The sequence below is a fragment of the Rhodococcus oxybenzonivorans genome (assembly GCF_003130705.1).
GTDB lineage: Bacteria > Actinomycetota > Actinomycetes > Mycobacteriales > Mycobacteriaceae > Rhodococcus_F > Rhodococcus_F oxybenzonivorans.
The window spans coordinates 5772590-5799114 of record NZ_CP021354.1; the positions used below are offsets into that span (position 1 = coordinate 5772590).

Consider the following 26525-nt stretch of genomic DNA (forward strand, 5'->3'; position numbering starts at 1 on the left):
TAGGTTTCGCGTGGGTGCAGTTTTCGGGGGTATGCGCCGGATGCAACCGGCGAAAGCCATCTAGCGGGGTGCTCGCGCCGGGTCCGTCGTCGCCGCGGCGATGCGCCGATCGTCGTACTGCGCGACCGCCCGCAGCACCTCCGTGGTATCCGCGCCCACGACCGGCGGGAGGGCGGGAGCGAATTTCTCCCCTGCGACGCGGACCGGGCTGGCAATGAACTCGAGCTCACCAACCCCCGGGTAGTCGACCCGGTAGGTGTTCTCCCGCGCCCGGAAGTGCGGGTCCGCGAGCATGTCGGCGACGCTGTTGACCGGGCCACCGGCGATGCCGTGGTCCAGGAACAGCTGCACCCACTCGGCGCGGGTGCGTTGCGCGAAGATTTCCGTCAGCGCCCGCCACACCAGATCCGCGCGAGCAGGGGCGCCGTCGTCCGTGCTGGTGAGATCGACCCCGATCAGGTCCTCGCGCCCGACCGCGACCAGAAAGTTGTGCCAGAACTTCTCCACGTGCGACCCGAACAGGATCGCCTCACCGTCGCTGGTGCGGTAGGCCTCGAGCCGTGGCCAGTCGGGCAGTCGCCCGTCCGGCAACCAGGTCGGACGGGGAATCGAGCGATCCTCGTTCAACGCCGCATCCACGAGGTCCGGCATCCACGCGGCGGCGACATCGATGCCCGCCACCTCGACATGGCATCCCTCGCCGGTGGCACCGGCCTTGTGCAATGCGGCGAGCAATCCCATCGCCCCGTATGCGCCGAGCGCGTACATCGCGATCGGAGGCGCGGTCGATCCCGCCATGCCCTCGGTCGGCGGCTGCGCGGGAGTGGAAACCTCGCGGAGCCCGGCGTACGCGTCGAACACCGGGCCACCCGTGCCGAGACCGCGGTACGGGCCATCGGTGCCCATGCCCGACACCGTGCACAGCACGATCTCCGGATTCATCTGTCGCAGTTGCTCGTAGCCGATACCGAGCCAGTCGAGATACCCGCCTCGCATGCCCTCGATCACCGCGTCGCACGAACGCGCAAGGTCGAGGAATGCCTGCTTGCCCTCGGGGGTGCGCAGATCGAGCGCGACGCTTCGCTTTCCGCGATTCCATCGCAAGTGCATGAACGCCGGACCGTCCTCGCCTCCGACGGCACGGCTGCCACCCACGCGCACAGGGTCCCCGAGTGGGCCGGATTCAATCTTGATCACGTCGGCACCCAGATCGGCGAGATGCCCGCCGAGCGATGCCGGCGCCAGCTGCGCGACCTCGAGAATCCGAACGCCGTCCAACAGCGAGTAACCACTCATGAACTCTCCTCCGCTCCCCGACCGGCGGTCAGCGAGACATTGTGTGTCTGATCGGGTTTCAGCTCGATCCAGAGTCCGTCGACTTCGGCTACGAGGACGTCTCCGTGATACATCGCACCGCGCATGAAGCGCTTGCGGCCATGCTGGCCGGCGAACTCGGCCTCCACTCGCAATTCGACGCCGAGCGGGGCGGGAGCTCGGTAGTCGACGCGCAGGTACGCCGTGCGCGCCCACGGTCTGCCGGAACTGTTGGCGAGGCGCGCGAGAATCTCGTCGAAGATCAGCGGCGTCACGCCACCGTTCATCGCATATCGCCCGGAATGGAATCTACCGACGGTGACGTGTCCACGCGCCCGCGTCTCTGTCACCTCGTCGATGTGGAGGGGAGGCGAGAGCGTGTGACCTCGCCCGGGAAGATCCCAGCGTCGGCCGGAAATCTGCTCGTCTTCATCGACCTCGAACTCCGCGAGCCGCGCCGCGAGGTCACGCAGCGTCCGCGCAGCGCGACCCGCCGCATCAGGGTTCGGCCGGCTGCGGGTGACAGCCTCCTGCACGGCTCGCAGGGCCTCGGTCAACTCCGCGAATTCGTCGTCGCCGTCGGTGGTCGGTTCGAATGGGTCTGCCCAAGTCGGATTCCAGATGTCGTCGTGCGCCGCGACGGTGGCGTCCATCCGGACCTCGCTTCCCGTGGAGAGGAATGGCGAACTGCGGGTCATCGGGCCCGACTTTCGAAGTACGAGCTGAACATCTCCTCGACCGGACGCGGTCGCAGCGTCATGCGCGACACGGCGTTCTCCCGGTCGTACCGGCTCCGCAGACCCTGCCCCGGCCCCTCGAGCAGCAGCGACTTGATCTCGCGCATCGATTCCGGGGGCTGCGCCGCAATCTGTTCGGCCGCCTCGAGCGCGGTACCGAGGACGTCGCCGTCGGCCGCGTACCGGGATACGAGCCCCATTCGGAAGGCCTCCTGGCCGGACACTGCTCGTGAGGTCATCAGCAGATCGCGGGTTTGTCCCGCGCCGATCAGCGTGTCGAGCACCCAGGTCAGATTGGCGCCGCCGTACTTCGCGGCGCTGACGGTGATGCGGGTGTCGGGGCCACCCACCCGCAGATCCGAACACACCGCCAGCAGGGTCCCCCCGCCGTAGGACATTCCGTGTACAGCGGCGATGGTGGGTTTGGGGAACGTGAAGTACCTCCACAACAGCTCGTCCCGTTCGAGCATGCTCAGGGTGCCGGCGTCGGGAGTCATCGCCCGGAGTTCCTTCAGGTCGTATCCGGCGGAGAACGCCGCCGGACCCTCTCCCGCCAGCACCACGACCCGAACCGCCGGGTCGCCCGCCGCCTCGGCGAGCGCGGCATCGAGTTCGCGTTGCAGCCCGAGCGAGATCGCGTTGTGCACGTCCGGGCGAGCGAGGTCGAGCTGCAGCACGCCGGGAGCCGGCGACGAACGACGCAGGTCGCCCGACGTCACCTCACACCGCCGACCGCCGCTTCCTCGCGAGCGACCTCCTCGGCATCCCGGGTGATCATCTTGTGGAAAACCTGACCGGGCAGCTCGTTCCGTCCGTAGATCAGCTCGTCGACCTGGCCGTGCGCCGCATTGGCCGTGATCGTCTTCGTGACGAACCAATCCTCGGCGTGCAGTGTCTCCATGAGGAGCTCCCAGTTCTTGTCGAGGATCCGCTTCTCGCGCGGGGTCTCGGGCTCCTTCGGCGAGAGGAGCCGAATGGTGCAGTACGACACGTTGGGATCTTCGGTGTCGGGCACGATCGTCCAGATCTCGAAGTGGTTGGGCTCCGTCACGAGCATCGTGCCGGGGTAGATCGTGTAGTTCGCCAATGAGTAGTCGCGGACGTCGAAGGAGTCCGGATCTGCACCCCGAACCTCGGTGATCGACTTGCGGGCCACGACGATTCGCCATGAGCGGTCGACAAGGTCGTATGCCGTGATGTTGCCCTCGAGGTAATTGCACACGGTCTTGGTGTGCAACTGGCAGAGGTGGTACGAGTCCTGGACCCCGTCGACGGCGATCTTCCAGTTCATGTCGAGTTTCCAGGTTTCCTTCCGCACCTGGAACGACTCGGCCATTCCGGTCGCCGTCACCTCCGCGTCGTGCTTGGCGCCGAGGATTCCGGCGATGTCGAGATCGGCGCCGACTGTCGGAACCACCCAGACCAGGCCGTGCCGCACCTCGCAGGGGAACTCGACGAGCCCGTACTGCGAGCGGTCCATGCCGTCGAAGCCTTCGGCGTGCGGCATTCCCCGCAGATCTCCGCCGCGGCCGTACGCCCAGTTGTGATACGGGCAGCTGAAGATGCGCTTACAACCCGATTCGTCGAACTCCACCTTCGAACCACGATGCCGGCAGACGTTGGAGAAGGCCTTGACGCTGCCGTCCGTCTGCTTCACCACCAGTAACGGTGTGCCGATCAGCTCGGTGGTGACGAAGTCGCCCGCCTTCTTCAGCTCGTCGACGTGGGCGACGATGTGCGGCAGGCGCCGGACCACCTTGCGTTCACGTTCGGCGAGCTCCGGGTCGGTGAACACCGAGAACGGCACTCGAAGCAGGTCGTCCGCGTAGTCGGTGCTGTTGTTGTCGACATGCGCGATCAGCCGCTCGGTGAGTGTGATCTTGTCTTCTCGCTCCATACACCGAGGGTGGCACATGAGACATTCGTTGTCTAGCGTCTCACCCAGAATTGTGGCGGTACTGTTCCCTGGTGGCTGCAAGGACTGGAAACGACCCCGCGACCGACGTCCGCACGACAATCCTCACCGCGGCGGAGTCGTGCTTCGAACGCTTCGGAATAACGAAGACGACCATGGAGGACGTCGCGCGCGCGGCGGACATGTCCCGCGCGACCGTCTACCGGTATTTTTCGGACCGAGAAAGTCTGATCATCGAGTCGGTCGCGCGGCGTGCGCGCATGAATATGACGCCTGCTCGCGCCTTCATCGCCAAGTGGCCCACGATCGAGGAGCGACTCGTCGAGGGCATCTGTCAGAACGTGGAGAGCGGTCTGCGCGACCCCATGGTTCACCTTCTCGTCTCCCCGTCCGAAATGACCCTGGCGAACTCACTGCTGACCACGTCGGGCAAGGCCGTCGAACTGACGAGTGAACTGTGGGAGCCGATACTGCGTGAAGCGCAGGAGGCAGGCGACATCCGCGCCGACATCGACCTGACACTGCTCTGCGAATGGATCTCGGAACTCGAAATCATGTGTATCAGCCAACTCAACGGCGGCACCGGCTCACTGGAACGATTCCGCGAGAAGATCCGCACCTTCCTGATCCCCTCACTTCTGCCTGCCGGCGACTGAGTACGCGATCTACGCTGCCGCCGGCAGTGGGCCCCGATGTTCGGGCTACCGCGGCGCCTCGTCACCGTCGAGAGCCGTGCCGATTCCACTGATTTCGGTGATCTTCCACTCGTTTTCCCTGTCGATGGTCATCTTGTAGGTTGCCGTCGACTGGATCCCGTCGGGCGCCTGGCTGTTCTTCGTCAGGACGCTGACGAAGCAATCCACCGAATAGGTTCCGTCCGGTCCCGGTTCGGCCTTCGCCGAGATAGGTTGTGCGCTCGACGTCCATTGGAGCGGAGCAATGATCTGCTCCATCGAGATCGCCGCCTGGGAAAGGCGATTCGACAGTTCCGGGGCGGTACCTGCCGTCAGCCGTGTTCGCCATGCGGGCAGGTCGCGGAAATCCATTTCGGCGGCCCCGGTGGCGTAGTCGAGGGCGATCCGTTCTGCCTCATGCCTATTCGCCGCAGCATCGTGGAGTTGTCCGAGCTCGTTCGTCGTGTTCCGAAGTTGCCACCCGAGCAGCGCGAGTGCGACTACGAGAATCGTGATCAGTCCCCCGATAACCACGGAGCGTAGGGGGACGTTCCTGGGTCCGGTACGCACGTCCGCCGAACCCTCACGGCGCGAATGGTCGCTCTCGGGGGCAGTGGTATCGGATTTCGTGAGCTCGAGGGTTTTCTGCATCGTTCGCCTTTCGGTGGGCTGCCCGATCGCCAGGGTGAACGATCGGTTGTGTCTCGTGTCCGGTCGTGTTTACGGTCCGGGCGGGCTGAAATGGACTGTCATAGCATCTCCGGATGTGGTGGACGCCATCACATTGTCGAGTAACCGCCCCACGTCGACGGTCCGCATCGCGGCCGCTCCTGCCTGGACCGAGGGGAGAAGATTTACTCCGATCACCTGAAGATCCGGGGCGGTGTGGTCGAGGAAGGTCTGCAGCTCCCCGATGAAAGGACTTGCTCCGTAAGCGATCCCGTCGCGCAGCGGGCCCTTCTCGGTGGCGAACCGGATTCCGCCGAGCACGTCGTGGAACCCGCTTCCGAATTCGGCGACGATCGGTGTCGCACCCCGCAATCCCTCCGGGACGGTAGTGCTCTCCATCAGCAACGGTTGCAGCGTGTCGAACAGCGTCGTGAGATTGTCGGACTGCTGGGTGAGCGTCGCTGCGAGCAACTCGCCGGCACGCGTGAGATTGTTCAGGACCGCGAAGTCGTCGGGCAATGCCACATCGATCGTGTCGAAGATCGCCTGTACCCGCGCGGGCTCCACCTGTTCGAGCAGCCTGGTCAGGCGCTCCGACAATTCCTTGAACGTCGTCGGTACCACCACCTGCGTCGCAGGGACGGTGTCTCCGTCCCGGAGGTACGGTCCCGCGTCGGAAGAGGGCAGCACAGCGAGATACGGTTCGCCCAGGGCCGACAGATTGTCGACACGGAACTCGCTGTCGGCGGGGATCGACCGATCACTCTCATAATTCCATGAGACTTCGATGTGATCTGCAGAGGCCGTCATGTCGCTGATGTGCCCGATCGCCACCCCCCGAAGCAAGACACGTGAGCCGACCACGAGTCCGTTGGTGTCCGGCACGTCCAGCGTGGCAGTGCGTGCCTCCTCGAACCGGCCTACATGCAAACCCGCCCGGTCCATGTAGAGAAACGACAACACGGCGATCACCACCATGCCGAGGATCGACAACGGCGTCTTGACAGTCATTTCACCGCTCCCAGCATGCGCAGCAGGTTCTCTGCGTCGGCCACGATCTGGTCTCCCCCGGCAGATTCGATACCTTCGATCTCGACGGACGGTTTCTGGACGAACGGCACCAGTCTGTTACGCAGAAAGCGCGACAACACGACGGTCGTATCCGGCGCCTCGTCCCAGACTCCCCGAGCCACGTCTCCCGTGTCGGCCAGGGAGTTCAGCATGGGAACCATCCACAGTCCGCCTTCGTAGACGCTGCCGACCGACGGCAGGATCTGGCCGATGTGGGACACGACCGAGATCGCGAGTCGCCGCCAGTAGTGCACGCTGGAACTGTCGAACATGGCGGACAGGGCGTCGGTGCGGTCGTCGAATGACAGTGCGGTCTCGTTGAGCCCCGTCAACATCCGATCGATCTCCTGCGTCCGCGTAGCGAGGTCGTCCATGTCCAGCGCCGCCACGGACGCCACGTCGCGCACGGCCGGGAGCGGCGGCACCACGGAGTTCACCCGGGCCATCACGTCCTCGATCCGCTGGATACTGCCGCCGTTGACGAAGTTCGCCAACACGGCGATGGTGTCCTCCAATTGCGGTGGCGAGATGGTGCGCTCGACAGGGATCGTGCCACCGGCGGGCAGATACCCGGTCGAGTTCTTCTCTCCGTCATCGGTGACGGCGATGTACGTGTCGCCCAGCAAAGTGTCTTGACGGACGATCGCCCTCGCATCGGCGGGAATGTCTGTGCCGCTGCTGATTCCCGCCGACACCGTCACAGTCGATTCGGATACCTGGAGGGAACGAACCTCCCCGACCCGAAGTCCGTCCATCACGACGTCGGCGCCGGCAGGCAGATTCATCACGCTGGTGAACTCGAGCGACAGATCGTACGTTTCCCCTACGCCGCCGCGGACCGACGGCAGATCGTCCGGTCCCAGGGAACATGCCGGCACTGTCAGCACCACCGCACTCACGGATACCACACCCAGAAGCTGACGCGCTCTTCTCGACCGGTTCATCTCAGTTCCTTCCCGCCAGGACTTGGTCGAGTAGCCGAGTGATCGGCACCTCGGTTCCGGCGGTAGTCAGTGCCACGGTCGGTGGCTGATAGCCAATGGTGAGCGCGCCGTCGCGCGTTGTCTGCTGTGCGAGGAACGGGGTGACCGACGGTATCGTCGAGATCAGGCCTGCGATGTCGTTCGATCGCGTGGCGGCCAGCTTCAGGGCGTCGGTCGCCGGTCCATGCACGAACGGCCAGATGTCAGCCCCGTAGTTTCGCTGAATATCGTCCAAAGTTGCTACCAGCCAACCTATTCCCTCGCAGACCTCGATGACTCCGGGCCACAGATCGATACCCGCGGCCACGACTGCGGGCATCTGCTCCACGATCGATCGAATCGAACTCCACCGACGTAGCGCTTCATCCGTCAGTGGAGCCATGTTCGCGATCGACGAGCCGATGTCGGCGATGAGCTTGTCCGGATCGGCCGCGGCCGCGGCCGCATGCCTCATCATGTCTGCGGCGTTCTCCCCCTGTCCGCGGAGCGCTTCGTCGAGACCGAGCACTGTCGCCCGAATGCTCTCCTGCCCGTCGTCCGGTGCGATCGCATCGATGAAATCGGCGGCCGAGCCGGCAATTTCGGAGATGCTCTTCGGAGTGTGGCTGTGCTCGAGCGAAATACACTGTTCCGGCTCGAGCATCGGGCCGGATGCGTAGTTGCCGACCAATTCGAGGCTCCGATCAGCCAGCAACGACTTCGAGCGGGTGACCGCTCTGACATCGTGCGGATAGGTCCGGCCGCTCGCGAGCGAAAAGGTGACCTGCACGTGGTCACCCTGCGGTTCGATACTTTCGACACGGCCGACCTCGTAACCCATCTGGGTGACAGGGTTGCCGGCGTAGAGGCCGACGGCGTCCGGCATGAACGCACAGAAAGTCGTCCGGTCTGCCGGTTCTCCCGTCGTCGCCACTGCCACACCGACGCCGCCGACAACGGCGGCCGCACAGATTACAGCCAGCGTCTTGACCCTCGATCCGAAGTTGTCGGTCATCTCAGCACGTCCGTCCGGGAACGGGCACACAGAAGTCCGACGTCAGAAGTGTGCCGCCCTTGATCGCGGCGAGTCCTTCGGGTGTCAGCCATTCGGCGAGCTGAGCGCGCAACGACTGAAGATTGTCGAGGGCGGGGTTCATCGATGTCCGGAACTCGTCGATCACAGCCTTCGCATGGTTCACCGCTGCGAGTACCTCCGTCTTGTGGTCGAGATAGAACGACTCGAAGGGCTGAATCGTCATCAGAACGTTGCCGAGCAGGCGGTATGCCTCGTTGAAACCGGCGTGCGTGGTGTTGTACGTCGACAGGACCACGTCGATCTCGCGTATCAATTCGAACACCATGTCCCGATCGGCCTCGAAGCTCCGGAGATACTCCGCGGCAAGGTCGGCAATCGTGCGGACCTGTGCACGTTGGTGATCCATCACGCGGGCGATGCTGGTCAGTCCCGAGATCATCGAGGCGAGAGATGTCGGGTTCTCCTGCAGGGCCCGAGCGACCTCGTCGAGGTTCGCATCGACGGTGCCGCCCACAATGTTGTCGGTCGTGTGCGGCGCAGCCTGGAGCACATCGCCGATCGAATACGGAACGCTGACTTGCTCGACGGGTAACGCGGCGTCACCGAGCGGTCGATCACCGAGCGGGACGAGGGTGATCGCGTATCCGCCGACCGGGGTGAGCATGCGCACCTCGACTCGGGAGTCGGAGCCGACCGGCACCTCGTCGTCGATCTCCGCTGTCACCAGTACGGACTCCGGTTCGATCGATACGTCCGTGACAGTTCCGACGCCGATGCCGGCTACTCGGACGTCCTGGCCCAGGTCGATCGAGGAGGCGTCGTCAGTGCGGAAGGAGAAGGATTGTTGCCCTGCGGGATGGGCATAAAGTACGGCGGTTGTGGTGAGCGCAACCACAACCAGTAGGACGACGCCTGCGCCGAATGCGACCTCCCGGCCGATCAGCGACCGCGCAGCGTTCATCGCCCGCCCCAGGCGTCGGGGATGGCGTGACGTCATGGGTTGCATACGACGACCTCGCTTCCCCTGAGCAGGACCTCGACCTCGGTGGGAAGCTGGGCCACTCCGTTCGTACACCGGAGGCCGCCCGGGCCGGCCACGGCGGCCTGCGGCACCTGTAGTCCGGCGAAGGTGACCGGCAGGAGTCGCAACGCTTCCGCTGTGTCCGGTACCGACGCAAATGCGTCGGAGAGCAATTTCTCGACGTCCAGTCCCGGTTGCAGACCGAGGGCATCGATCAACCGCTTGATGGGTGTCAGGAACTCCGGGCCGAATGCAGCCGTTTTAGGGAACTCCTCGATGACCGTCATCGCCTTCGCAATGGGGAAACTCACCGAGCGCAGGAACTCGATGACTTCGGGCGAGCGGCCTCCCATGCTGTCCGAGATTCGTGCAAGGTTGCCAGTGAGGGTCGAGATGACCTGTTCGCGGTCGTGGGCGAGTTCGGCGAGCTTCTGCGCGTCCTCGAGCATCGGTGACAGTCCGTTCCCGTCTCCTTGTAGTAGGGAGATCGCGTTTTCCGTGAACCTGTTGATGTCGTCTGTGTTCATGGTGGACAGCACCGGTTGCAGTCCGTTGAACAACTCGGTGATGTCGTACGACGGCCGCGTCTTGTCGGCAGGCAGTTGATCGACTACTTCTCCTGGACTGTCGGGAAATTGGGCGTCGATGTAGCGAACACCCGTGAGGTTTTGATACTTCACCGCAAGGATCGTGTCGGAGGTGAGTTGATACTGCTCCTCCATCGTGAAGTGCACTTCCGCGAGACTGCGCCCGCCCTCCCGGATCAGCTCGACCGATTCCACCTTGCCGATTCTCACACCCTTGGTCCGGATGTCCCCGTGTGCACCCAGTCCGGAGACGTCGGTGAATTGGGCTGTATAGCTGCGTGTCTCGCCTGTCACCGGGCTCTTCATCGCACTGATGACGATGATGAAGAGCAGGACCGACACCACGGCTGCGACAGCGAGCTTGACGACGGTGACCATGTATCTGGTTCGGCTACTCATCGGCCGGCTCCGTCCCCTGACAGCGCCGCGGCATCAGGGTATGCCAACGGCGCCGCCAGTGCCGGCATGTCGTCCAGGACGATTCGCAGGTTGAGTCGCTGTCCGTCGCCGCTGTCCTCGAACACCGAGTCCAGGCGTCCGAGCGCCTCGCGCAGCCGCTCGGGGCGCATCCCACCGCCGTGAAGGTGCGGTATCACCCCGGCGAGTTCTGCGACCACTCCGGTGACAGGTGTCAGTTCGTCACCGTGAGATTTCAGCAGCTGTCCCGCCTGCCCGAAGAGCTGTCCGGCCGCAAGGGTCAGACCGGCGTCGGTTTCGTCCATGAACGGGTCGTCCACCCCGACCGAGCCGTCCGGCCGTCGGTTGTAGGTGCTGTTGTAGATGTGGGTGAGCGAATCGATCGCCTGGCGATTGAACGCCGGAAACACCTCGAGTATGTCGTTGAAATGCCCGAGCAGGTCGCTGGGCAGCGCCCGCTGAGTGTGCGCGATGCGGTCGGCGAGCAGCAGCCCGGCATCAAACATGGGTGTCAGACCGTCGGTATATCGGACGACCTCGTCCATGCCGGCGATTATCGACTCTGTGAGCGTGCCGTCGACGGTCAATGAACCCTTCTCGATCATGGTCGACATCGTGTAATCCCCTGTGGGCGTGCGGTCCAGCTCGCGATGCGCCTCCAGGCCGGATCCGCCGGGCATTGCGACCAGATTGACGGCTGTAGAACCGAAGTAGTTCTGCGGCCGGAAGTCGACGTCGAATGCATCGGTCAGACCGCCGATCTGATCCGGGTCGAGGTGAAGATCCATGCGAACGGAATCGGCGCCCGTGCGTTCGAGGCCGGTGACGACGCCGACCTCGCCGCCGCGCAAGATCACCTTCGTGCCGGAGTCGACACCCGGTCCCACGTAGGGGACGTCGATGCTGATCGGCAACCCATCCGGCTCATCGCTGCCCGGATGCACCCAGACGGCAGCGATGATCACTGCGCAGGTCGTCGCGACGACCCCCAGCCCCGCCGCGTGCAGCACTCGGGCCTGGCGTCCGGGCACCCCCCTCAGGAAGTCCTGACTCCTCGCTCTATTCATTTCCTCATCCTTTGAACACCAGCTCGGGACTCAGACCCCAGATAGCGACAGTCATCAAAAAATTCAGGACGACGATCGCAACGAGGCTTGCTCGAATCGCCCGTCCGGACGCCGCACCCACACCTGCGGGCCCGCCACCGGCGAAGTATCCGTAGTAGCAGTGGATCATGGTGACGACGGCACAGAAGACGACGGCTTTGAGCAGCGAAGCCACGAGGTCGGGGACACTGAGAAACTGACTGAAGTAGTGATCGTAGGTCCCCGAGGGCTGTCGATGAAAAGTCTTGATAATCAGCCCTCCGGTGATGAAACTGACCACCAGTGCCATCAAATAGCCGGGAATCACGATGAGCATGCTCCCGATCAACCGTGTCCCGACCACGAACGGAATAGCCTGCAAACCCATCGATTCGGTGGCGTCGATCTCTTCGGAGATGCGCATCGAGCCGATCTCCGCAGTCATTCGGCAGCCGGCCTGAGCGGCGAATCCGATTCCCGTGATGATCGGGGCGATGACCCTGACATTCCCGAACGACCCGATGATGCCGGTCAATGCTCCGAAACCCAGGAGATCGAAGGCCATGAATGCCTGAATCGCCACCACGGCCCCGACGGCCAACCCGAGAAAGAACATGAGACTCACCACGCCACCGTCGACAACGAGAGATCCGTTGCCCCACGCCATGTTGTTCATGGTGATCATGGTCTGCTTGCGATAATGCCTCACTGTTTTCGGCAACAGCGCGACGGTCTTGACGACGAAAACCGTGACCTGCCCGACCTCCTCGATACCCGAGGTGGCAGCGCGACCCAGCGAGCGAATCGGTTGCAGTAGGACCCCACCGGCGGAACCTGCGCGATGCGTGGAATGTGTGTTCACGTCACGCCAACCGAGCCGGGAAGAACATCATCTGCAGCTGACTGATCATGAGATTCGTCATGAAGATACAGAAGACACTGAGTACCACCGAGGCATTGACCGCGTTGGCGACTCCTTTCGGACCGCCCTTCGCTTCGAGACCTCTGAGGCTTGCGATCAACACCACGAGCGCTGCGAAGATTACCGACTTGAGCACGGAGAAGGCCAGATCGGTCGGTGTCGCGAAGGAGCCGAACGACTGCCAGAAACTGCCGGGCACCACATCGTTGACATTCGCCGAGATCACCAGCCCGGCGGACACACCCGCCGCGACGATCACGATGCACAGCATCGGTGCGATGGCGATCATCGCGATGAACCGCGGAACGACCAACCGCTGGACCGGGTCGATTCCCATGACCCGGATCGCTTCGATTTCTTCGCGGATCGCGCGTGCACCGAGATCGGAGGCGATAGCCGATGCCGCGGCGCCGCTCATCAGGAGTCCCGCCGCCATCGGCGCCCCCTGCCCCACGACGCCCAGTCCACTGGCGGCGCCTGCCAGCGAATTGGCACCGACCTGGTTCATGATTCCACCGACTTGGACCGATACCTCGGCACCTATCGGCACCGCCATCAGCAGCGCGGGAAGTGCGGTGACCTTGAGGAGCTTCCACATCTGAGTGGTCACCTCCTCGAGGGGCAAGCGCAGCGCGATCGTGTCGGATACGGTGTGTCTCAGGATGTTCGCGGCGAGTTCGGCCGAGCGGCCCAGCGTGGCGAGACTTCGAATCGGTGTTTCCTTCAGGTATGTCGCCACCGCTTGGATAGACAAACGCGGTCGCCGTCGCTTCTCCGATGCAGTGGGACTTTTCGGCGCTGGGTCCACGAAACTCTGCGGAATTACGCCCGTCACTGTGCAACTCCTCTCTCGAATATCGCTGTTCCATAGGTAAGTTGGTCGACGTCGGTCAGATACCCTTCGTCGAGGCGGGAGGCTCCGAGGCTTTGGTGGATGGCAATCTGGGCGTTCTCGGGCAGCATGTGCATGATGTGGCGGACGCGTTCCTGCCGACGGGCCACGGCCTGCCGGAACGGCATCCCCGGCGTCGCCTTCATCTGCGGGACGATCCCCTCGACGTCGTCGACACCACCGGCATGGTGACCGGCGTCGACCATCGCCTGCTCCTGCGCCATCTGCGCCTCGTCCTTCTCCTCCGACATCCCGATCGGACCGATCATCGTGCCGTTCAGGAACTGCTTGACCACCGGCTCCTCACTGGTGAGCAGCACCTCCCGCGGACCGAACATCACCAAATGCCGACGGAACAGCATGCCGATGTTGTCCGGCACCGTCCGCGCGAGATTGATGTTGTGCGAGACGATCAGAATGGTCGCGTCGATCTCGGCGTTGATGTCGATCAACGTCTGCGAGATGTAGGTGGTGCGCACCGGGTCCAGACCCGAGTCCGGCTCGTCCACGAGAATGATCTGCGGATCCAGTACCAGGGCGCGGGCCAGGCCGGCACGTTTGCGCATACCACCGGAGATCTCACCGGGCAGCTTCTCCTCGGCCCCGAGCAGGCCGACGAGTTCCATCTTCTCCATCACGATCTTGCGGATGTCGGACTCGGACTTCTTCGTGTGCTCGCGCAGCGGGAACGCCACATTGTCGAACAGGTTCATCGACCCGAACAGGGCACCGTCCTGGAACAGCACACCGAACAGCTTCCGGATCTCGTAGAGCTCCTTGGACGAGCACTCGAGAATGTTGGTGCCGTCGATCACGATCGAGCCCTGCTCTGGGCGGAGCAGACCGATCAACGACTTGAGAAACACCGACTTACCCGTACCCGACGGCCCGAGCAGCGCACTGACCTCACCAGAGGGAAGGGTCAACGTGACGTCCTGCCAGATCCTCTGCGAGCCGAACGACTTGGTCAGTCCCTCGACGGATACCTCGACACCCACCATTACCTCCGTGTATTCAGGCCTCAACACCGGATCGGATATTGCAGAGCACATGCTGCTTCCGGCCAGACCATGGGGCCTGCCTCGCACACGCCAGAATCGCACGGCGTATCGGCAGATACATGATCAATAAGTTCGCGGACAGCCTTTTTCATCGCACAGCGGTCGGTCGCGCCGGGTTCACAACTTCACGCTGTGATACAAATTACGTTCCGCGTCATACGTTATACGCCCGCTGGCCGTCGAGGCAAGAGCAAGAACGAGAATGGTGAAATACGTTCCTGAGCAGTCGATCTCACTCACTCGAGCTGCCTCGGGCCGGCATCTCATTGCAGAGCGAGGCTATGAACATTAGATTTACAAGGTAGAACGGTCTCCGCACGAACAGCGAAGCCGTGCCCCCTTCGGGGACACGGCTTCAACTTCGGCACGGACGGGCGTAAGCCAGGTTCGCGAACCGGGGATTACGGCAGGAAGGCGGGAAGGACGAATCTCCGCATCATCTGCCGGTGGGACGGATCGCTCGGGTCCGAATTGTCGAGCCTCGGCGCCAGCATCAGCTGCACGAGAGTGATCCATGAGCATGCCTCATCCGTGTCGATCTCCGCTCTCATCTCGCCGCTCTCTTTGGCCTGGTCGAAGATCGGACCCCACAGTTCCGTGGTCAGACTTGTGGCGAGCGGGATGGTCTCGAGCCAAGAGTCACCGCCGACGTGCTCCGGGCTGACGAGAATGCGCACAATCGGATCATTGATGCCGTCGTAGACCAGGTAGATGAGGCCTTCGATCAGCCGATCCTCGAACGTCGCACACTCCATCAGGAATTTCCGGCCACGCTCGAGTGTCTGACGCGAACGCCACCTGATCAACTCGGTGGTGAGTGTCTCGCGGTCCTGGAAATACCGGTAGACGGTCGGGCGGGATACCCCCGCCTCCTTGGCGATGTCTTCCATCGTGGTCTTCGAGATCCCGAAACGAAGAATCATCGTCTGGGCGGCTACGAGTATCTGAGATCGTGCGACATCGGCGTCCTGACTCAGCACCCCGGCGCTCTTCCTTCTTGCCATCCTCGCTCCAGACACCGTCATTTCCGACCGGCCACCCCGATCAGCCGCGATACAAATGACAATACACGTCAGATGTTCCATCGCCGGTGCCGACTGCGCCTGTTCATTACACCAAAGGAGTGGGCAGTTGTCCGTAGGCCCTCGTGACCACGGACAACTGCCTCTGTCGCCTCAGGACGAAGGGGTGAAGGTGATCGGAAGCCGGATGCAACCGCGAACCTGGGTCGCATGCAGGATCGGCGGGTCCTCCGGAACAAGGCGGTAGTCGGGCAGCCTCCTATGGATCTCCTCCATGGCCAGCTCGAGCTCGATTCGTGCCAGGTGCGAGCCGATGCACCGGTGCGGCCCGGCACCGAAGGACAGGTGCCGATTCGGTGAGCGGTCGATCCTCAGCTCGTCCGGATCCTCGAACTCGCCGCCGTCACGGTTCGCCGAGCAGAGCAGCACGATGAGCTGGTCCCCCTCCGCGATCGTGACTCCGCCGATCTCGACGTCGCGAGTTGCCCGCCTGCCGGCGATGACCGCGGCTTCGATTCTCAGGATCTCTTCGACCGCGCCCGGGATCGTGTCGGGATCGTCCACGATTTCCTGACGCTGGCCCGGATTGTTCGCCAGGTGGATGATGCCCCAGGCGAGTGACCCCTGGACAGTGTGCAGACCCGCGATGAGTAGGAGGAAGAACATGCGGTACAGCTCTTCGTCGGTGAGCAGCCGTACCCCGTCCTCCATCTCGATCGGGGTGTTGATGATCTGTGCGGTCAGGCTGTCCGAGGTGATCTCACCCGAACGCACGCCGGCCACGATGGCACCGAAGTATCCGAAGATCTGGTTGGCCGCATCCTCGCGGGCCTTCGCGGATTCAGCTTCCGTTCCACCGGGAATGCCCTGCAGGGCAACGTCTGTCGTCTTGGTGAACATCTCGGCGTCTTCGAGCGGCCAGCCCATGAGGGCGAGGAACACCCGAGTCGGTAATTCATGGGCGAACTCCGAGATGAACTCGGCCTCCCCGCGTGCCGCGAAGTCGTCGATGAGCTCATTGATGACGTCTCGGATCCGTGGCTCGAGTTCTTTCATCCGCTTGGGACTGAACAGCGGTTGCAGTGCCTGCCGGTAGTACGTGTGCTCCGGCGGGTCGAGCTCGATCGGAATGAACTTTCCCTGGCCCGCGTTCACCAGGTTGTTCGGGTAGCTCGAGAAGGTTTCGGGATCACGCAGGATCTGGTGGATTTCCTCGTAACGTGTCACGATCCAGTGCCCACCGTGCGCATTCGAGTACACGACCGGGCCGAGTGCCCTCAGCGCGGCGGCGCGTTCCTGGAACACATCCTCGGGCATGGCCAAGGACTGGTCGTAGACATCGAAGTCCACGATGAGCTGTTCGGGTAAATGGGTTGTGGTCACTGCTTCTCAGCCTTTCGAAGTCGGAAATTCGACGCTCAGCGCGCGTTCGGGGCACATCTCGACGAGGGCACCCAGTTGGTCTCGTAGCTCCTGTGGAACCGGTTCGGCAACGACGACGGGATAACCCTGGTCGTCACTGTCGACTAAGTCGGGCGCCGCTCCGTAGCAGAGGCCGTGGCCCGCACAGGCGGATCGGTCGACTTTCAACGACGGCGCACTCTTCTGCGCATGAATGGTCATGGTCTGACGCTCCATCAGGCGTCGGAGAGAGTCGGATTCGGGGCGTCCTCTTCGAACATCATTGCCACCCGGGACAGGGTTCCGCCGTCAGTCGCGGGCAGCGTCAGACCCGAAATGTAGGCGGAGTCGTCCGAGACGAGGAAGAGTGCGACCTTCGCGTTGTCGACGAGTGAGGGCGGACGCTGGAGCTTGAGAGGAATCGGCGAGACGCCGGAATCCCATGGCCCTGCGGTCTCTTCGTAGGACTGACCGATCACCGGAGCCCCCGGGCCCATGAGGAAGTTCGGAGACATCCCGTGTGTGGGGGCGAGGGCATTGACACGAATCCCGTAGCGTCCGAGATCAAGACTGAGCCCGCGAACCAAGCCGTTCACACCGGCTTTCGTCGCCGAATACATGGCGATACTGTGATAGGCGGCGAACGAAGCGGCCGACGACGTTGCCAGGATCGCGCCTCCGCCATTGGCTCGCATGGCCGGCACCGCGGCCTTGCAGGAGTACACGACGCCACTGAGGTTCACTCCGAGAACCTGCTGCCAGTCGGCATCCGTGAGGTCCTGAAACTCGACGTGCTCACCCCCCGCCACCGACGGGACACCCCCACGGGAGATCACTCCGGCGTTGGCCCACATGATGTCGAGCTTGCCGAAGCGATCGACGGTCGTCTCGACACTGCGATAGACCGCGGCCTCGTCGCTCACGTCCGCGGTGATGGCGATCGCGGTTCCGCCCTGCTGCTCAACCAATTTCGCCGTCTGCTCAGCCCGGTCGCCGTCGATGTCGACGACCGCCACCTTCGCCCCTTCCGAGGCGAACAGCTGCGCTCCCTGGCGTCCGAGGCCGGATCCTCCTCCGGTGATGACGGCGACTTTGTCCTGAAGCTTCATGTGAACTCCTCTGTGATGGTTCGTCAGGATGCCGGAGACTCGCAGTGTGGGACATCGTCCGGCGACATCGGGAGACGAGACTGTCCCGACCCTCGACGGCGGGCTGTCGCCGGTCGAGAGGATCGAGTGCGGCTGCATCTCCGATCCGCGTAAACCTTATACCGTTAGGCTGTGAGACGTCAATCACTTTTCTTCGGCGGTTGAAGGTCTGGACGGTGCCCCAACACAGTGAAAACTGTTGTTTCCAAGGCATTTACACAGGCGAGCACTCCGGGTCAGGGCCGACTGCCTCGAGCCGGTTCTGCCCCAGCACGCCGATCGGACACGCGCCGAGACGCGACTCGCATCGTTGCCGAATTGCGTTACTCAGGTGACCAACGTGAGCCCCTATCGCCTGAAGACCGGATCAGTGGAACGCGCACTGCGTTTAACAGTGATACAAATTACGTTAGATGTCAGCGTCGCTATGTGTCAAGCCTCACACCGGCTCGGACTTTCCGCATCCATAGGCGATCGCTAAGTGTCCGTACGGTCACGCGTCTTTGTCACCGGCTCGGCGGGGTGGTCGACTGGCGGGACGTGGTACCGGGCGTCGGGTCCCCCAGTCTTCGAGGAGAGCATTTGTGAATGGGCTGCATCTTCCCCAACGCGTCCGGCACCATGCCGCCGAACGCCCCGACGCGCCGGCGGTGACGTGGGGAAACACCACCCTCACGTTCGCGGAGTTCGACCGGCGGACGACTCGTATCGCGTCAGCGCTGTCGTCGTTGGCATCCGGTTCCGGTGCACGTGTCGGGGCGTTGCTGCGGATGCGCCTCGAGGGTGCGGAGTGCTTCGTCGCCGCCGCCAAGTCCGGGCTCGTGTTCGTGCCGCTGAACTGGCGCCTGCCCGCCGCCGAGGCTGCGGCGATCGCCGTCGACGCGGCGCTCGAGGTGCTGATCGTCGAGGCCGAGTTCGCGAAGACGGCCGAAGCAGTACGCGAAGCGCTTCCCGGTCTGGTCGTCGTACTCGTCGACGACGTGTCGGAGAGAATCCTGCCGGGGGTGTGGACGTGGGATCGGCTCGCCGCTTCGGGCAGCGACACCGACCCGGGACTGGGCGACGATCCGGACGCGGAGTTGCTTCAGCTGTATACGTCGGGCACCACCGGCGCACCCAAAGGCGTGGTCGCGACGCACCGCAATCTCCACAACGAGCCCGAGGCGCTGCGGATCTACCGGTGGCGCACCGACTCGGTGGCCCTCGACGCCCTGCCGTTGTTCCACATCGCCGGGGCAGGGTGGCTGAGCACCAGCCTGTCCGCGGGAGTGCACGTGGTTCTCCTCGACGCCTTCGACGCGGGCCACGTCGCCGAACTCGTCGAACGGCACCGCATCACCCATGCGTTCCTGGTTCCCTCGGCGATCCAGATGCTGCTGGACCTACCGGGGCTCGGCGAGCGCGACCTGTCCAGTCTCCAACTGATCGCCTATGGTTCGGCGCCGATCACTCCCACCCTGTTGCGCCGCGCCCTCGACCGGTTCGGCTGCGCCTTCGTGCAGCGGTACGGGATGACGGAGACGACGGGATCGGTCACGGCACTCACCGCCGAGGACCACGATCCGGCCGGTGACCGTGCCTACCTGCTGCGCTCCGCCGGCACGCCGATGCCGGGCGTAGAGCTGGCGATCCGGGACATCGCCACCGGCGCCGATCTCCCTGCCGGGGTGTCCGGCGAAATCGTCTGCCGCTCGCGCAACAACGTCGCAGGTTATTGGCACCGACCGGACGAGACAGCGCGACTCTTCGCTCCCGACGGTTTCTTGCGCACCGGCGACATCGGGCATCTCGACGCCGACGGATATCTGTTCGTCACCGACCGGGTGAAAGACATGATCATCACCGGGGGTGAGAACGTGTATCCGATCGAGGTGGAGTCGGTGCTGGCCGAGCATCCCGCGGTGGCGGAGGTCGCCGTGATCGGTGTTCCCGACCGGACGTGGGGTGAAGCCGTCACCGCCGTGATCCGGGTGGCCGACGGCGCCGACCCGACCGTCGCCGAACTTCTCGACTTCAGCGCCGGGCGGCTCGCGTCGTACAAGAAACCGCGGCACATTCGATTCGTGACGGCGCTGCCACGCAACGCCGGCGGCAAGGTCCTCAAGCGCGCGTTACGCGAAAACCTCAGTGCGGCGGAGGGGGTGCCGTCGTGATCGTCACCGAAGAGGTCGGCACCGTTCAGCGCGAGGCGTGGGCCCGCGGGGTGCTGCCACCGGTCGAGAGCGTGCGCCCGGGGTTGTGGTCGATTCCGGTGCCGATGCCCCGAAACCCGTTGCGCTACGTGCTGATCTACGCACTGGCGCTCCCCGACGGACTCGCGCTGATCGACGTCGGCTGGGACTCCGAGGAGTCATGGCTGGCTCTCTGCGACGGTATCGCACAGACGGGGCACCACGTCACCGACGTCCGGTATGCCGCCGTCACCCATCTGCACCCCGATCACTTCGGTCTCGCACCGCGGCTGCGGGAGATGAGCGGCGCCGCCCTCGCGATGCACGCTGCGGACGCTACACTTCTCGGCCACCGCACCCCGGACGACGAGACCGCCGACGAACGGACGTGGGAAATACAGCTCGACCGGCTCGGTGCACCTGCCGGGGTTCGCGCCGCCGCCCGTGTCGATCTGGTCCGATTCGGCCCCGGCGAGTACATCGACGTGGTGCTCGACGACAGCGTTTCGCTGAACCTGCCCGGCTGGGATCTGCGGGCGGTCTGGACACCGGGCCACACTCCTGGCCATCTGACCTTCGTGGACGAACGCCACGGACTGCTGTTCAGTGGCGACCACATGCTGCCCCGCATCAGTCCCAACATCTCCACAATCCCCGGCGAGCTGGACAACCCGTTGCACCGTTACCTGCTCTCGCTGCACACCACCACCACCATGCCGGACGGACTGGTGCTACCCGCCCACGAGTACCGCTTCCGCGGCATCGCCGACCGGGCGCAGCAGCTGATGAGTCACCACGAGGAGCGGTTCACGGAAATTGTCGCCGCCCTCCGCGACCGCCCCGAGTCGACGGCGTGGGAGATCTCGACGAACGTGTCGTGGTCGCGCCCGTTCGATTCAATGTCCGACCGTCTCCTGCGTCTCGCGGTTCGCGAAACGCATGCCCACCTGCTGGTACTCGCCGGCCGCGGACACATCCGCTCGCTCGGCGGCCATCCGGAACGCTGGTCACTTCCCATCACCCCGACACCGTAGAAGGACACCCATGAAGGTGGTTCTCACCGATTTCGCCGATGGCGTCGCCGTCATCACCCTCAACCGCCCGGAAGCGAAGAACGCCGTCGACCTCGAGGTGGCCAAGGCCCTCGCCGCCGCCGTCGACGAGTTCGAAGCGCGCCCCGACCTCACCATCGCCATTCTCACCGGCGCCGGCGGGACATTTTGCGCCGGAATGGATCTCAAGGCCTTCTCCCGCGGCGAACGCCCGTCACTGCCGGGGCGGGGCTTCGGCGGGCTCACCGAGGCCCCACCGACGAAGCCACTGATCGCCGCCGTGGAGGGTTGGGCTCTGGCCGGCGGGTGCGAGCTGGCGTTGTCGGCCGACATCATCGTCGCGGCGAGGGACGCCAAGTTCGGAATTCCCGAGGTGAAGCGCGGATTGGCCGCAGCCGCAGGCGGTTTGCTGCGGCTACCCAAGGTGCTGCCCTACCCGATCGCCATGGAGATGGCGATCACCGGCGACCCGCTCACAGCGGAAACGGCCCACGCGCACGGCCTCGTCAACCACCTCACCGAACCCGGCGAGGCACTTTCCACCGCACGCGCGCTCGCCGCGCGCGTCGCCGCCAACGGTCCCCTCGCGGTCCGGGCCACCAAGCAGGTCGTTGCGATGGCTGCCCGATACACCGACCCCGACGCGTTTGCCGCGCAGCGGCAGTACCTCGACCCGGTGTTCGCATCCGAGGATGCGCAGGAAGGTGCGCGTGCATTCGCCGAGAAGCGCTCACCCGTGTGGTCCGGCCGATGAGCGGGGACACGGTATCGGTGACCCGCGACGGCGCTGTGGCCACCGTGACTCTGAATCGGCCCGCCCGCATGAACGCGCTGACCCTGGACGCGTTCGTCGAGTTCGAGGACGCTCTGCGTGTGCTCGAAGCGGAGCGTGACATCCGTGCGGTCATCGTCACCGGTGCCGGCGGCAACTTCTGCACGGGCGCCGACGTCGAACGACGGACTGGACAGCATCCTCTCGACCGGATGCGGACGATCAATTCCGTCGCCGCGACCCTTGCCGAATTTCCGAAGCCGGTGATCGCCCAGGTGGAGGGTTACGCCGTGGGTGCCGGGTGGAATCTCGCCCTGCTCTGCGACCTCGTGGTGGCCTCCACCACCGCGAAGTTCAGTCAGATCTTCGCGAAACGGGGACTGTCGGTCGACTTCGGCGGGTCGTGGGTGCTTCCCCGGCTCGTGGGGTTACACCAGGCCAAGCGCCTGGTGATGCTCGCCGACATGGTCGACGCCGCCGAGGCCCACGCTCTCGGACTGGTATCGGTGCTCGCCGAACCCTCCGAGCTGCGGACGGTGACGCAGGACCTCGCGCGCCGGCTCGCCGCCGGACCGCCCGTCGCGGTGACGCAATCGGCCCGGTTGCTCGAACAGGGGTCGTCCTCGTCGCTGCGCGAGGCGCTGGACAACGAGGCGCGAGCGCAGGCCGTCAACTTCGCAACCGATGCGCCGGACGCCTTCCGGGCGTTCGCCCTGAAACGCCCTCCCGCGTTCACCGGCGAATGGGTAGTGCCGGGCGCGACCACGGCTTCCGTACGATGACCGGGTGGACCTGCATCTCGTCACCTATTTCGTCGCGGTAGTCGATCACGGCGGGATCACCAGGGCGGCGCAGTCCCTGTACATCTCCCAACCGTCGCTGTCGCAGGCCATTCGCACTCTCGAACGTCGCCTCGGGGTAACCCTGTTCGATCGCACGGGCCGACGGCTCGAGCTGACCGAGGCGGGCCGGACACTGGACGTGGCGGCGCGGCGCATCCTCACCGATGTCGAACGGGCGAAGGCGAAGGTGGCGGCGGTCCGTGAACTCGAATCCGGCCGGGTCGACGTGGTCACGTACTCGGCGTTCTCGATCGACCCGATCGTCGGACTGGTCCGCCGATTCCGCCGGCAGTATCCGCGGATCACGGTCCGCATCATCGACAGCGACGGCCCTACCGGCGTCCTCGGGGCGTTGCGACGCGGTGAGGCGGAGCTCGGGGTGATCGACCTGTCCGTGGATCACAGTGCTCTGCTGTCGGTCCCGATCGGCGAGCAGGAGCTGGTGCTTGCCGTGCCCGACCAGCTCGCAGCCGCCCTTCCCGACCCCGTACCCCGCTCTGCCCTGCGTCAGGTCCCGTTGATTCAGGACCTGGGTGACAAGAGTGACGCGGCGCTGATCTTCGAACTCCTCGGGGAAAACACGGACAACGTCGTCATCGACTGCTCGCATCCGAGCGCCACCTGGGACCTGGTCCAGCGCGGGGCGGGAGCGACCGTCCTTCCCCGTGTCGTCGCCGAACAGGAACTGCGCGGTGTGACGATCCGGTCGTTGTCACCGCGGTTGACCCGGCCCGTCGGCCTGGTGCAGCGCTCCGGACCGAGTTCGCCGGCGGCCGCAGCGTTCGTCGCGAGCGCACACGACACGTCGACAAGGGGCTGAGCACATGGAGTTACGTCAGGTCGAGTACTTCCTCGCCGTCGTCGAGCACGAGGGCATAGGCGGTGCCGCCGCATCATTGGGCGTCGCCCAGCCGACCATCTCCCAGGCATTGCGGGGTCTCGAGCGGGAACTGGGCGTGCAACTGTTCCATCGCATCGGCCGGGGCATGGTTCTCAGCGCCGCCGGACGAAGCATGGTGGGCCCGAGCCGCCAGATCCTGCGCGACGTCACCGCCGTCGAGGATCTGCTCGCCACCGCCGACGGAGAACTCGCCGGCCGCCTCGACGTGATGGCGTTTCCCGCCCTGGTCCTCGGCCCGCTCGTCGACCTGGTCGCCGAGTTCCGGCAGGCCTACCCGAAAGTGGCGGTGCGGTTCGGTGAGCTGAAATCCGAAGCACAGGCCGCCTCCCTGATCGAGGACGGGCACTGCGAGTTCGTCGTCGCACACCTGCCCCTCGACGAAGACGGCCTCGACGTGGTGGAGCTGGGTGAGCAGGAGTACTGGCTCGTGTATCCCGCCGACACCGAGGTCCCGGACGGACCGGTCCCGCTGTCCGCACTTCCCAAAGTGCCCATGGTGTTCGTGCCCCGCGGTCACTCCCTCGCCGACGAAATCGAAGAGGCGATTCGCCACGCGGGGGCACGGCCGCCCCTGGCCGTGTTGTCCGATCACCGGGAGGCGCGACTTCCCCTGGTACTTGCCGGAATCGGCGGCACCCTGGTGGAGAGGTCGATTGCGGAGTCGGCCCGCGACCGCGCGATCGTGCGCGAAGTAGAGCCCAGATTCGCCCGGAGATTCGGGATCGCCTTCGATCCGGAAACGCTCTCCCCCGTGGGACGCGCGTTCGTGGAACTCATCCGCGCGCGTGGCACAGGCCCACAGGGGAATTAGCGTCTACGCCACTCGTTCGAACACTGCGGCCAGGCCCTGCCCACCACCGATGCACATCGTCTCGAGCCCGTACCGCGCGTCACGGCGATCCAGTTCCCGGGCCAGGCTTGCCAGCATCCGTACACCCGTCGCACCGACAGGATGACCGAGGGAGATTCCGGAACCGTGGACATTGGTGCGATCCAGATCCGCTGCGCCGAAATCCCATTCGCGCATCACGGCCAGCGCTTGCGCCGCGAACGCTTCGTTGAGTTCGATCAGGTCGATGTCGGAGAGGGCGAGCCCGGCCTTGCGCAGCGCGACCTCGGTGGCCGGGACCGGACCGATGCCCATGATCTTCGGTGCGACACCGGCCGCGCCCCAGGACACCATACGCACGAGCGGACGCAGACCGAGCCGTTCCGCGGTCTGCATCGTGGTGACGAAACACATTGCTGCAGCGTCATTCTGCCCGCTGGCGTTGCCGGCGGTCACAGTGGATTCCGGATCGGTCTTGCCCAGAATCGGTTTCAGGGCAGCCAGCGATTCGAGTGAGATGTCGGGACGAGGATGCTCGTCGGTGTCGATCACCTGCTCACCGGCGCGGCTGCGCACGGTCACCGGCACAATCTCTTCGGCGAGGATGCCGTTCTTCTGGGCCGTTACGGCCCTGGTGTGTGAAGACACCGCGAGCTCGTCCTGCTCGGTGCGTGAGATGCCGTATTCGCGGCGCAGGTTTTCCGCCGTCTCGATCATTCCCCCGGGAACCGGGTAGAAGCGGCCGCCCGCGGTGGACCGGGCGCGCACGAGGCTGTCGTGCATCTGCACACCGGATCGCGCTCCACCCCAACGCATATCGGTGGAATAGAAGGACGCGTTGCTCATCGACTCGGTGCCCCCGGCTACCACGAGGTCGTTGTCACCGGCCGCCACTTGCATCGCCGCCTGGATGACGGCCTGCAGACCGGATCCGCATCTGCGGTCGATGTGCATGCCGGGCACGGTGATCGGTAGCCCCGCATCCAGCGCTATTACACGGCCGATGGCAGGCGCCTCACTGTTCGCGTTGCAGTGGCCGAGGACGACGTCCTCGATGTCGGACGGCTCGACGCCTGTGCGGTCGAGCAGTCCTTTCAGAGCAGCGACACCGAGATCGACGGCGGTGAGGGACTGGAACATGCCGCCGTACCGTCCGATGGGAGTGCGGACGGGTTCGCAGATGACGACTTCACGCATGATGGCCTTTCGGGGAAATGTCGGGAGGGTGGGTGCGCGTCACATGAAGCGTCCACCTGTGACTTCGAGGACCGTGCCGGTCATGTACGACGAGAGGTCGGAGGCGAGGAACAGGGCAACGTTCGCTACCTCGCCGGCCTCGCCTGCACGCCCAATCGGGATTTCGCTCATCTTCTGGTCCCACGCCTTCTGCGGCATGGCCTCGGTCATGGCCGACCTGATGAGTCCCGGCGCGATCGCATTGACCCTGACACCGTGATGGGCCAGCTCCTTGGCCGCAGCTTTGCTGAGCCCGACGATGCCCGCCTTGGCCGCCGAGTAGTTCGTCTGCCCCACCATGCCGACCTTGCCGGACAGCGAGGAGATGTTGACGATGGCGCCGCGCTTGGCCTCCCGCATGATGGCGGCCGCCTTGCGCGTCCCGTTCCAGGTACCCTTCAGGTGCACGTCGATGACCAGGTCGAAGTCGTTTTCGGTCATGGTGCGCATGGTCGCGTCGCGGGTGATGCCGGCGTTGTTGACCATCACGTCGAGCGAGCCGAAGCGTTGGACGGCTGCGCCCAGCATCTCGTCGACCTGCTCGGCGTGCACAACGTTGCATCGGACGGCGTGGGCGACGTCCGCGCCACCGAGCTTGTCGGCTGCTGCCGTGGCGGCGTCGAGGTCGAGGTCACCGATCACCACACGGGCGCCGGCCTCGACAAAGGTCCGGGCGATTTCGAAGCCGATACCCTGAGCGCCTCCGGTGACGACGGCGGTGCGGTTGGCGAGCAGTTCCATGGAAGTCCTTTCGACATGACGAGTGCCCTCCCGCCACTCGGGGGTTT

The 26525-nt window shown here is 64.6% G+C and carries 27 protein-coding genes; 7 read left to right on the forward strand and 20 right to left on the reverse strand.

The window, feature by feature from the left end; all coding sequences use genetic code 11:
- Positions 1-60: 60 nt before the first annotated feature.
- The 4 genes from CBI38_RS26655 to CBI38_RS26670 are packed head-to-tail and all read right to left on the reverse strand — an operon-like array spanning position 61 to position 3948.
- Positions 61-1296, reverse strand: coding sequence for a CaiB/BaiF CoA transferase family protein (locus tag CBI38_RS26655; protein ID WP_109333641.1), 1236 nt, complete (start codon positions 1294-1296; stop codon positions 61-63).
- A complete protein-coding gene (locus CBI38_RS26660) occupies positions 1293-1967 on the reverse strand; it encodes a PaaI family thioesterase (RefSeq protein WP_109335384.1) in 675 nt (224 codons plus the stop codon). The genes CBI38_RS26655 and CBI38_RS26660 overlap by 4 nt, the downstream gene beginning before the upstream one ends.
- 41 nt (positions 1968-2008) lie before the next feature.
- The gene (locus CBI38_RS26665; RefSeq protein WP_109333643.1) at positions 2009-2770 is read right to left on the reverse strand and encodes an enoyl-CoA hydratase/isomerase family protein; all 762 of its coding nucleotides are present in this window, start codon (positions 2768-2770) and stop codon (positions 2009-2011) included.
- A complete protein-coding gene (locus CBI38_RS26670; RefSeq protein WP_109333645.1) occupies positions 2767-3948 on the reverse strand; it encodes an aromatic ring-hydroxylating oxygenase subunit alpha in 1182 nt (393 codons plus the stop codon). Before CBI38_RS26670 ends, CBI38_RS26665 begins: the two co-directional genes overlap by 4 nt.
- A gap of 71 nt (positions 3949-4019) precedes the next feature.
- Here CBI38_RS26670 and CBI38_RS26675 point away from each other — a divergent pair, with 71 nt between their 5' ends.
- Positions 4020-4622 (forward strand): TetR/AcrR family transcriptional regulator, encoded by a 603-nt coding sequence (locus CBI38_RS26675; protein ID WP_109333647.1) that lies wholly within the window; start codon positions 4020-4022, stop codon positions 4620-4622.
- Between the two features lie 45 nt (positions 4623-4667).
- Here CBI38_RS26675 and CBI38_RS26680 read toward each other — a convergent pair whose 3' ends face one another.
- The 14 genes from CBI38_RS26680 to CBI38_RS26745 all read right to left on the reverse strand — a co-directional run bounded on the left by CBI38_RS26680 (position 4668) and on the right by CBI38_RS26745 (position 17895).
- Positions 4668-5291 (reverse strand): hypothetical protein, encoded by a 624-nt coding sequence (locus CBI38_RS26680; RefSeq protein WP_109333649.1) that lies wholly within the window; start codon positions 5289-5291, stop codon positions 4668-4670.
- Positions 5292-5360: 69 nt separating this feature from the next.
- Positions 5361-6320 (reverse strand): MlaD family protein, encoded by a 960-nt coding sequence (locus CBI38_RS26685; RefSeq protein ID WP_109333651.1) that lies wholly within the window; start codon positions 6318-6320, stop codon positions 5361-5363.
- On the reverse strand, positions 6317-7324 hold the full coding sequence (locus tag CBI38_RS26690) for an MlaD family protein (protein ID WP_109333653.1): 1008 nt from the start codon (positions 7322-7324) through the stop codon (positions 6317-6319). Before CBI38_RS26690 ends, CBI38_RS26685 begins: the two co-directional genes overlap by 4 nt.
- A 1-nt stretch (position 7325) precedes the next feature.
- The gene (locus tag CBI38_RS26695) at positions 7326-8357 is read right to left on the reverse strand and encodes an MlaD family protein (protein WP_109333655.1); all 1032 of its coding nucleotides are present in this window, start codon (positions 8355-8357) and stop codon (positions 7326-7328) included.
- A gap of 1 nt (position 8358) precedes the next feature.
- Positions 8359-9375: an MlaD family protein gene (locus CBI38_RS26700; protein ID WP_335743605.1), complete on the reverse strand. Its 1017-nt coding sequence runs from the start codon at positions 9373-9375 to the stop codon at positions 8359-8361.
- Complete coding sequence (locus CBI38_RS26705; RefSeq protein ID WP_109333659.1) at positions 9372-10385, reverse strand: MlaD family protein; 1014 nt, start codon at positions 10383-10385, stop codon at positions 9372-9374. Before CBI38_RS26705 ends, CBI38_RS26700 begins: the two co-directional genes overlap by 4 nt.
- Positions 10382-11470 (reverse strand): MlaD family protein, encoded by a 1089-nt coding sequence (locus CBI38_RS26710; protein WP_109333661.1) that lies wholly within the window; start codon positions 11468-11470, stop codon positions 10382-10384. Before CBI38_RS26710 ends, CBI38_RS26705 begins: the two co-directional genes overlap by 4 nt.
- Positions 11471-11474: 4 nt before the next feature.
- Positions 11475-12302 (reverse strand): MlaE family ABC transporter permease, encoded by an 828-nt coding sequence (locus tag CBI38_RS26715; protein WP_109335385.1) that lies wholly within the window; start codon positions 12300-12302, stop codon positions 11475-11477.
- A 49-nt stretch (positions 12303-12351) separates the two neighbouring features.
- Entirely contained in the window at positions 12352-13158 is an 807-nt protein-coding gene (locus CBI38_RS26720) for an ABC transporter permease (protein ID WP_109335386.1), read from the reverse strand.
- Between the two features lie 83 nt (positions 13159-13241).
- Positions 13242-14303 (reverse strand): ABC transporter ATP-binding protein, encoded by a 1062-nt coding sequence (locus CBI38_RS26725; protein WP_109333663.1) that lies wholly within the window; start codon positions 14301-14303, stop codon positions 13242-13244.
- A gap of 461 nt (positions 14304-14764) precedes the next feature.
- Entirely contained in the window at positions 14765-15367 is a 603-nt protein-coding gene (locus CBI38_RS26730; protein WP_109333665.1) for a TetR/AcrR family transcriptional regulator, read from the reverse strand.
- A gap of 171 nt (positions 15368-15538) precedes the next feature.
- Positions 15539-16768 carry a cytochrome P450 gene (locus CBI38_RS26735; protein WP_109333667.1) on the reverse strand — a complete coding sequence of 410 codons (1230 nt, stop codon included), beginning with the start codon at positions 16766-16768 and terminating at the stop codon, positions 15539-15541.
- Between the two features lie 6 nt (positions 16769-16774).
- Positions 16775-17008 (reverse strand): ferredoxin, encoded by a 234-nt coding sequence (locus CBI38_RS26740; protein WP_109335387.1) that lies wholly within the window; start codon positions 17006-17008, stop codon positions 16775-16777.
- 14 nt (positions 17009-17022) lie between these two features.
- The gene (locus tag CBI38_RS26745; protein WP_109333669.1) at positions 17023-17895 is read right to left on the reverse strand and encodes an SDR family NAD(P)-dependent oxidoreductase; all 873 of its coding nucleotides are present in this window, start codon (positions 17893-17895) and stop codon (positions 17023-17025) included.
- Positions 17896-18518: 623 nt separating this feature from the next.
- On the opposite strand from CBI38_RS26745, the gene CBI38_RS26750 reads away from it, so the two are divergent.
- From CBI38_RS26750 to CBI38_RS26775, 6 genes are read left to right on the forward strand one after another with little or no spacing between them, the layout of a single operon-like run.
- Positions 18519-20087, forward strand: a complete 1569-nt coding sequence (locus CBI38_RS26750) for a long-chain-fatty-acid--CoA ligase (RefSeq protein WP_109333671.1) — start codon at positions 18519-18521, stop codon at positions 20085-20087.
- Positions 20084-21139, forward strand: coding sequence for an MBL fold metallo-hydrolase (locus tag CBI38_RS26755; protein WP_109333673.1), 1056 nt, complete (start codon positions 20084-20086; stop codon positions 21137-21139). The genes CBI38_RS26750 and CBI38_RS26755 overlap by 4 nt, the downstream gene beginning before the upstream one ends.
- A 10-nt stretch (positions 21140-21149) precedes the next feature.
- Complete coding sequence (locus CBI38_RS26760) at positions 21150-21911, forward strand: crotonase/enoyl-CoA hydratase family protein (protein ID WP_109333675.1); 762 nt, start codon at positions 21150-21152, stop codon at positions 21909-21911.
- Entirely contained in the window at positions 21908-22711 is an 804-nt protein-coding gene (locus CBI38_RS26765; protein WP_109335388.1) for an enoyl-CoA hydratase/isomerase family protein, read from the forward strand. Before CBI38_RS26760 ends, CBI38_RS26765 begins: the two co-directional genes overlap by 4 nt.
- A 4-nt stretch (positions 22712-22715) precedes the next feature.
- Positions 22716-23591, forward strand: coding sequence for a LysR family transcriptional regulator (locus tag CBI38_RS26770; RefSeq protein WP_109333677.1), 876 nt, complete (start codon positions 22716-22718; stop codon positions 23589-23591).
- A gap of 4 nt (positions 23592-23595) precedes the next feature.
- Positions 23596-24483, forward strand: coding sequence for a LysR family transcriptional regulator (locus tag CBI38_RS26775; protein WP_109333679.1), 888 nt, complete (start codon positions 23596-23598; stop codon positions 24481-24483).
- A 3-nt stretch (positions 24484-24486) separates the two neighbouring features.
- On the opposite strand, the gene CBI38_RS26780 is transcribed toward CBI38_RS26775, so the two are convergent.
- Together CBI38_RS26780 and fabG are read right to left on the reverse strand one after the other, a co-directional pair.
- Positions 24487-25698, reverse strand: a complete 1212-nt coding sequence (locus tag CBI38_RS26780; RefSeq protein ID WP_109333681.1) for an acetyl-CoA C-acetyltransferase — start codon at positions 25696-25698, stop codon at positions 24487-24489.
- A 39-nt stretch (positions 25699-25737) separates the two neighbouring features.
- Positions 25738-26478, reverse strand: a complete 741-nt coding sequence (fabG, locus tag CBI38_RS26785) for a 3-oxoacyl-ACP reductase FabG (protein WP_109333683.1) — start codon at positions 26476-26478, stop codon at positions 25738-25740.
- Positions 26479-26525 lie beyond the last annotated feature (47 nt).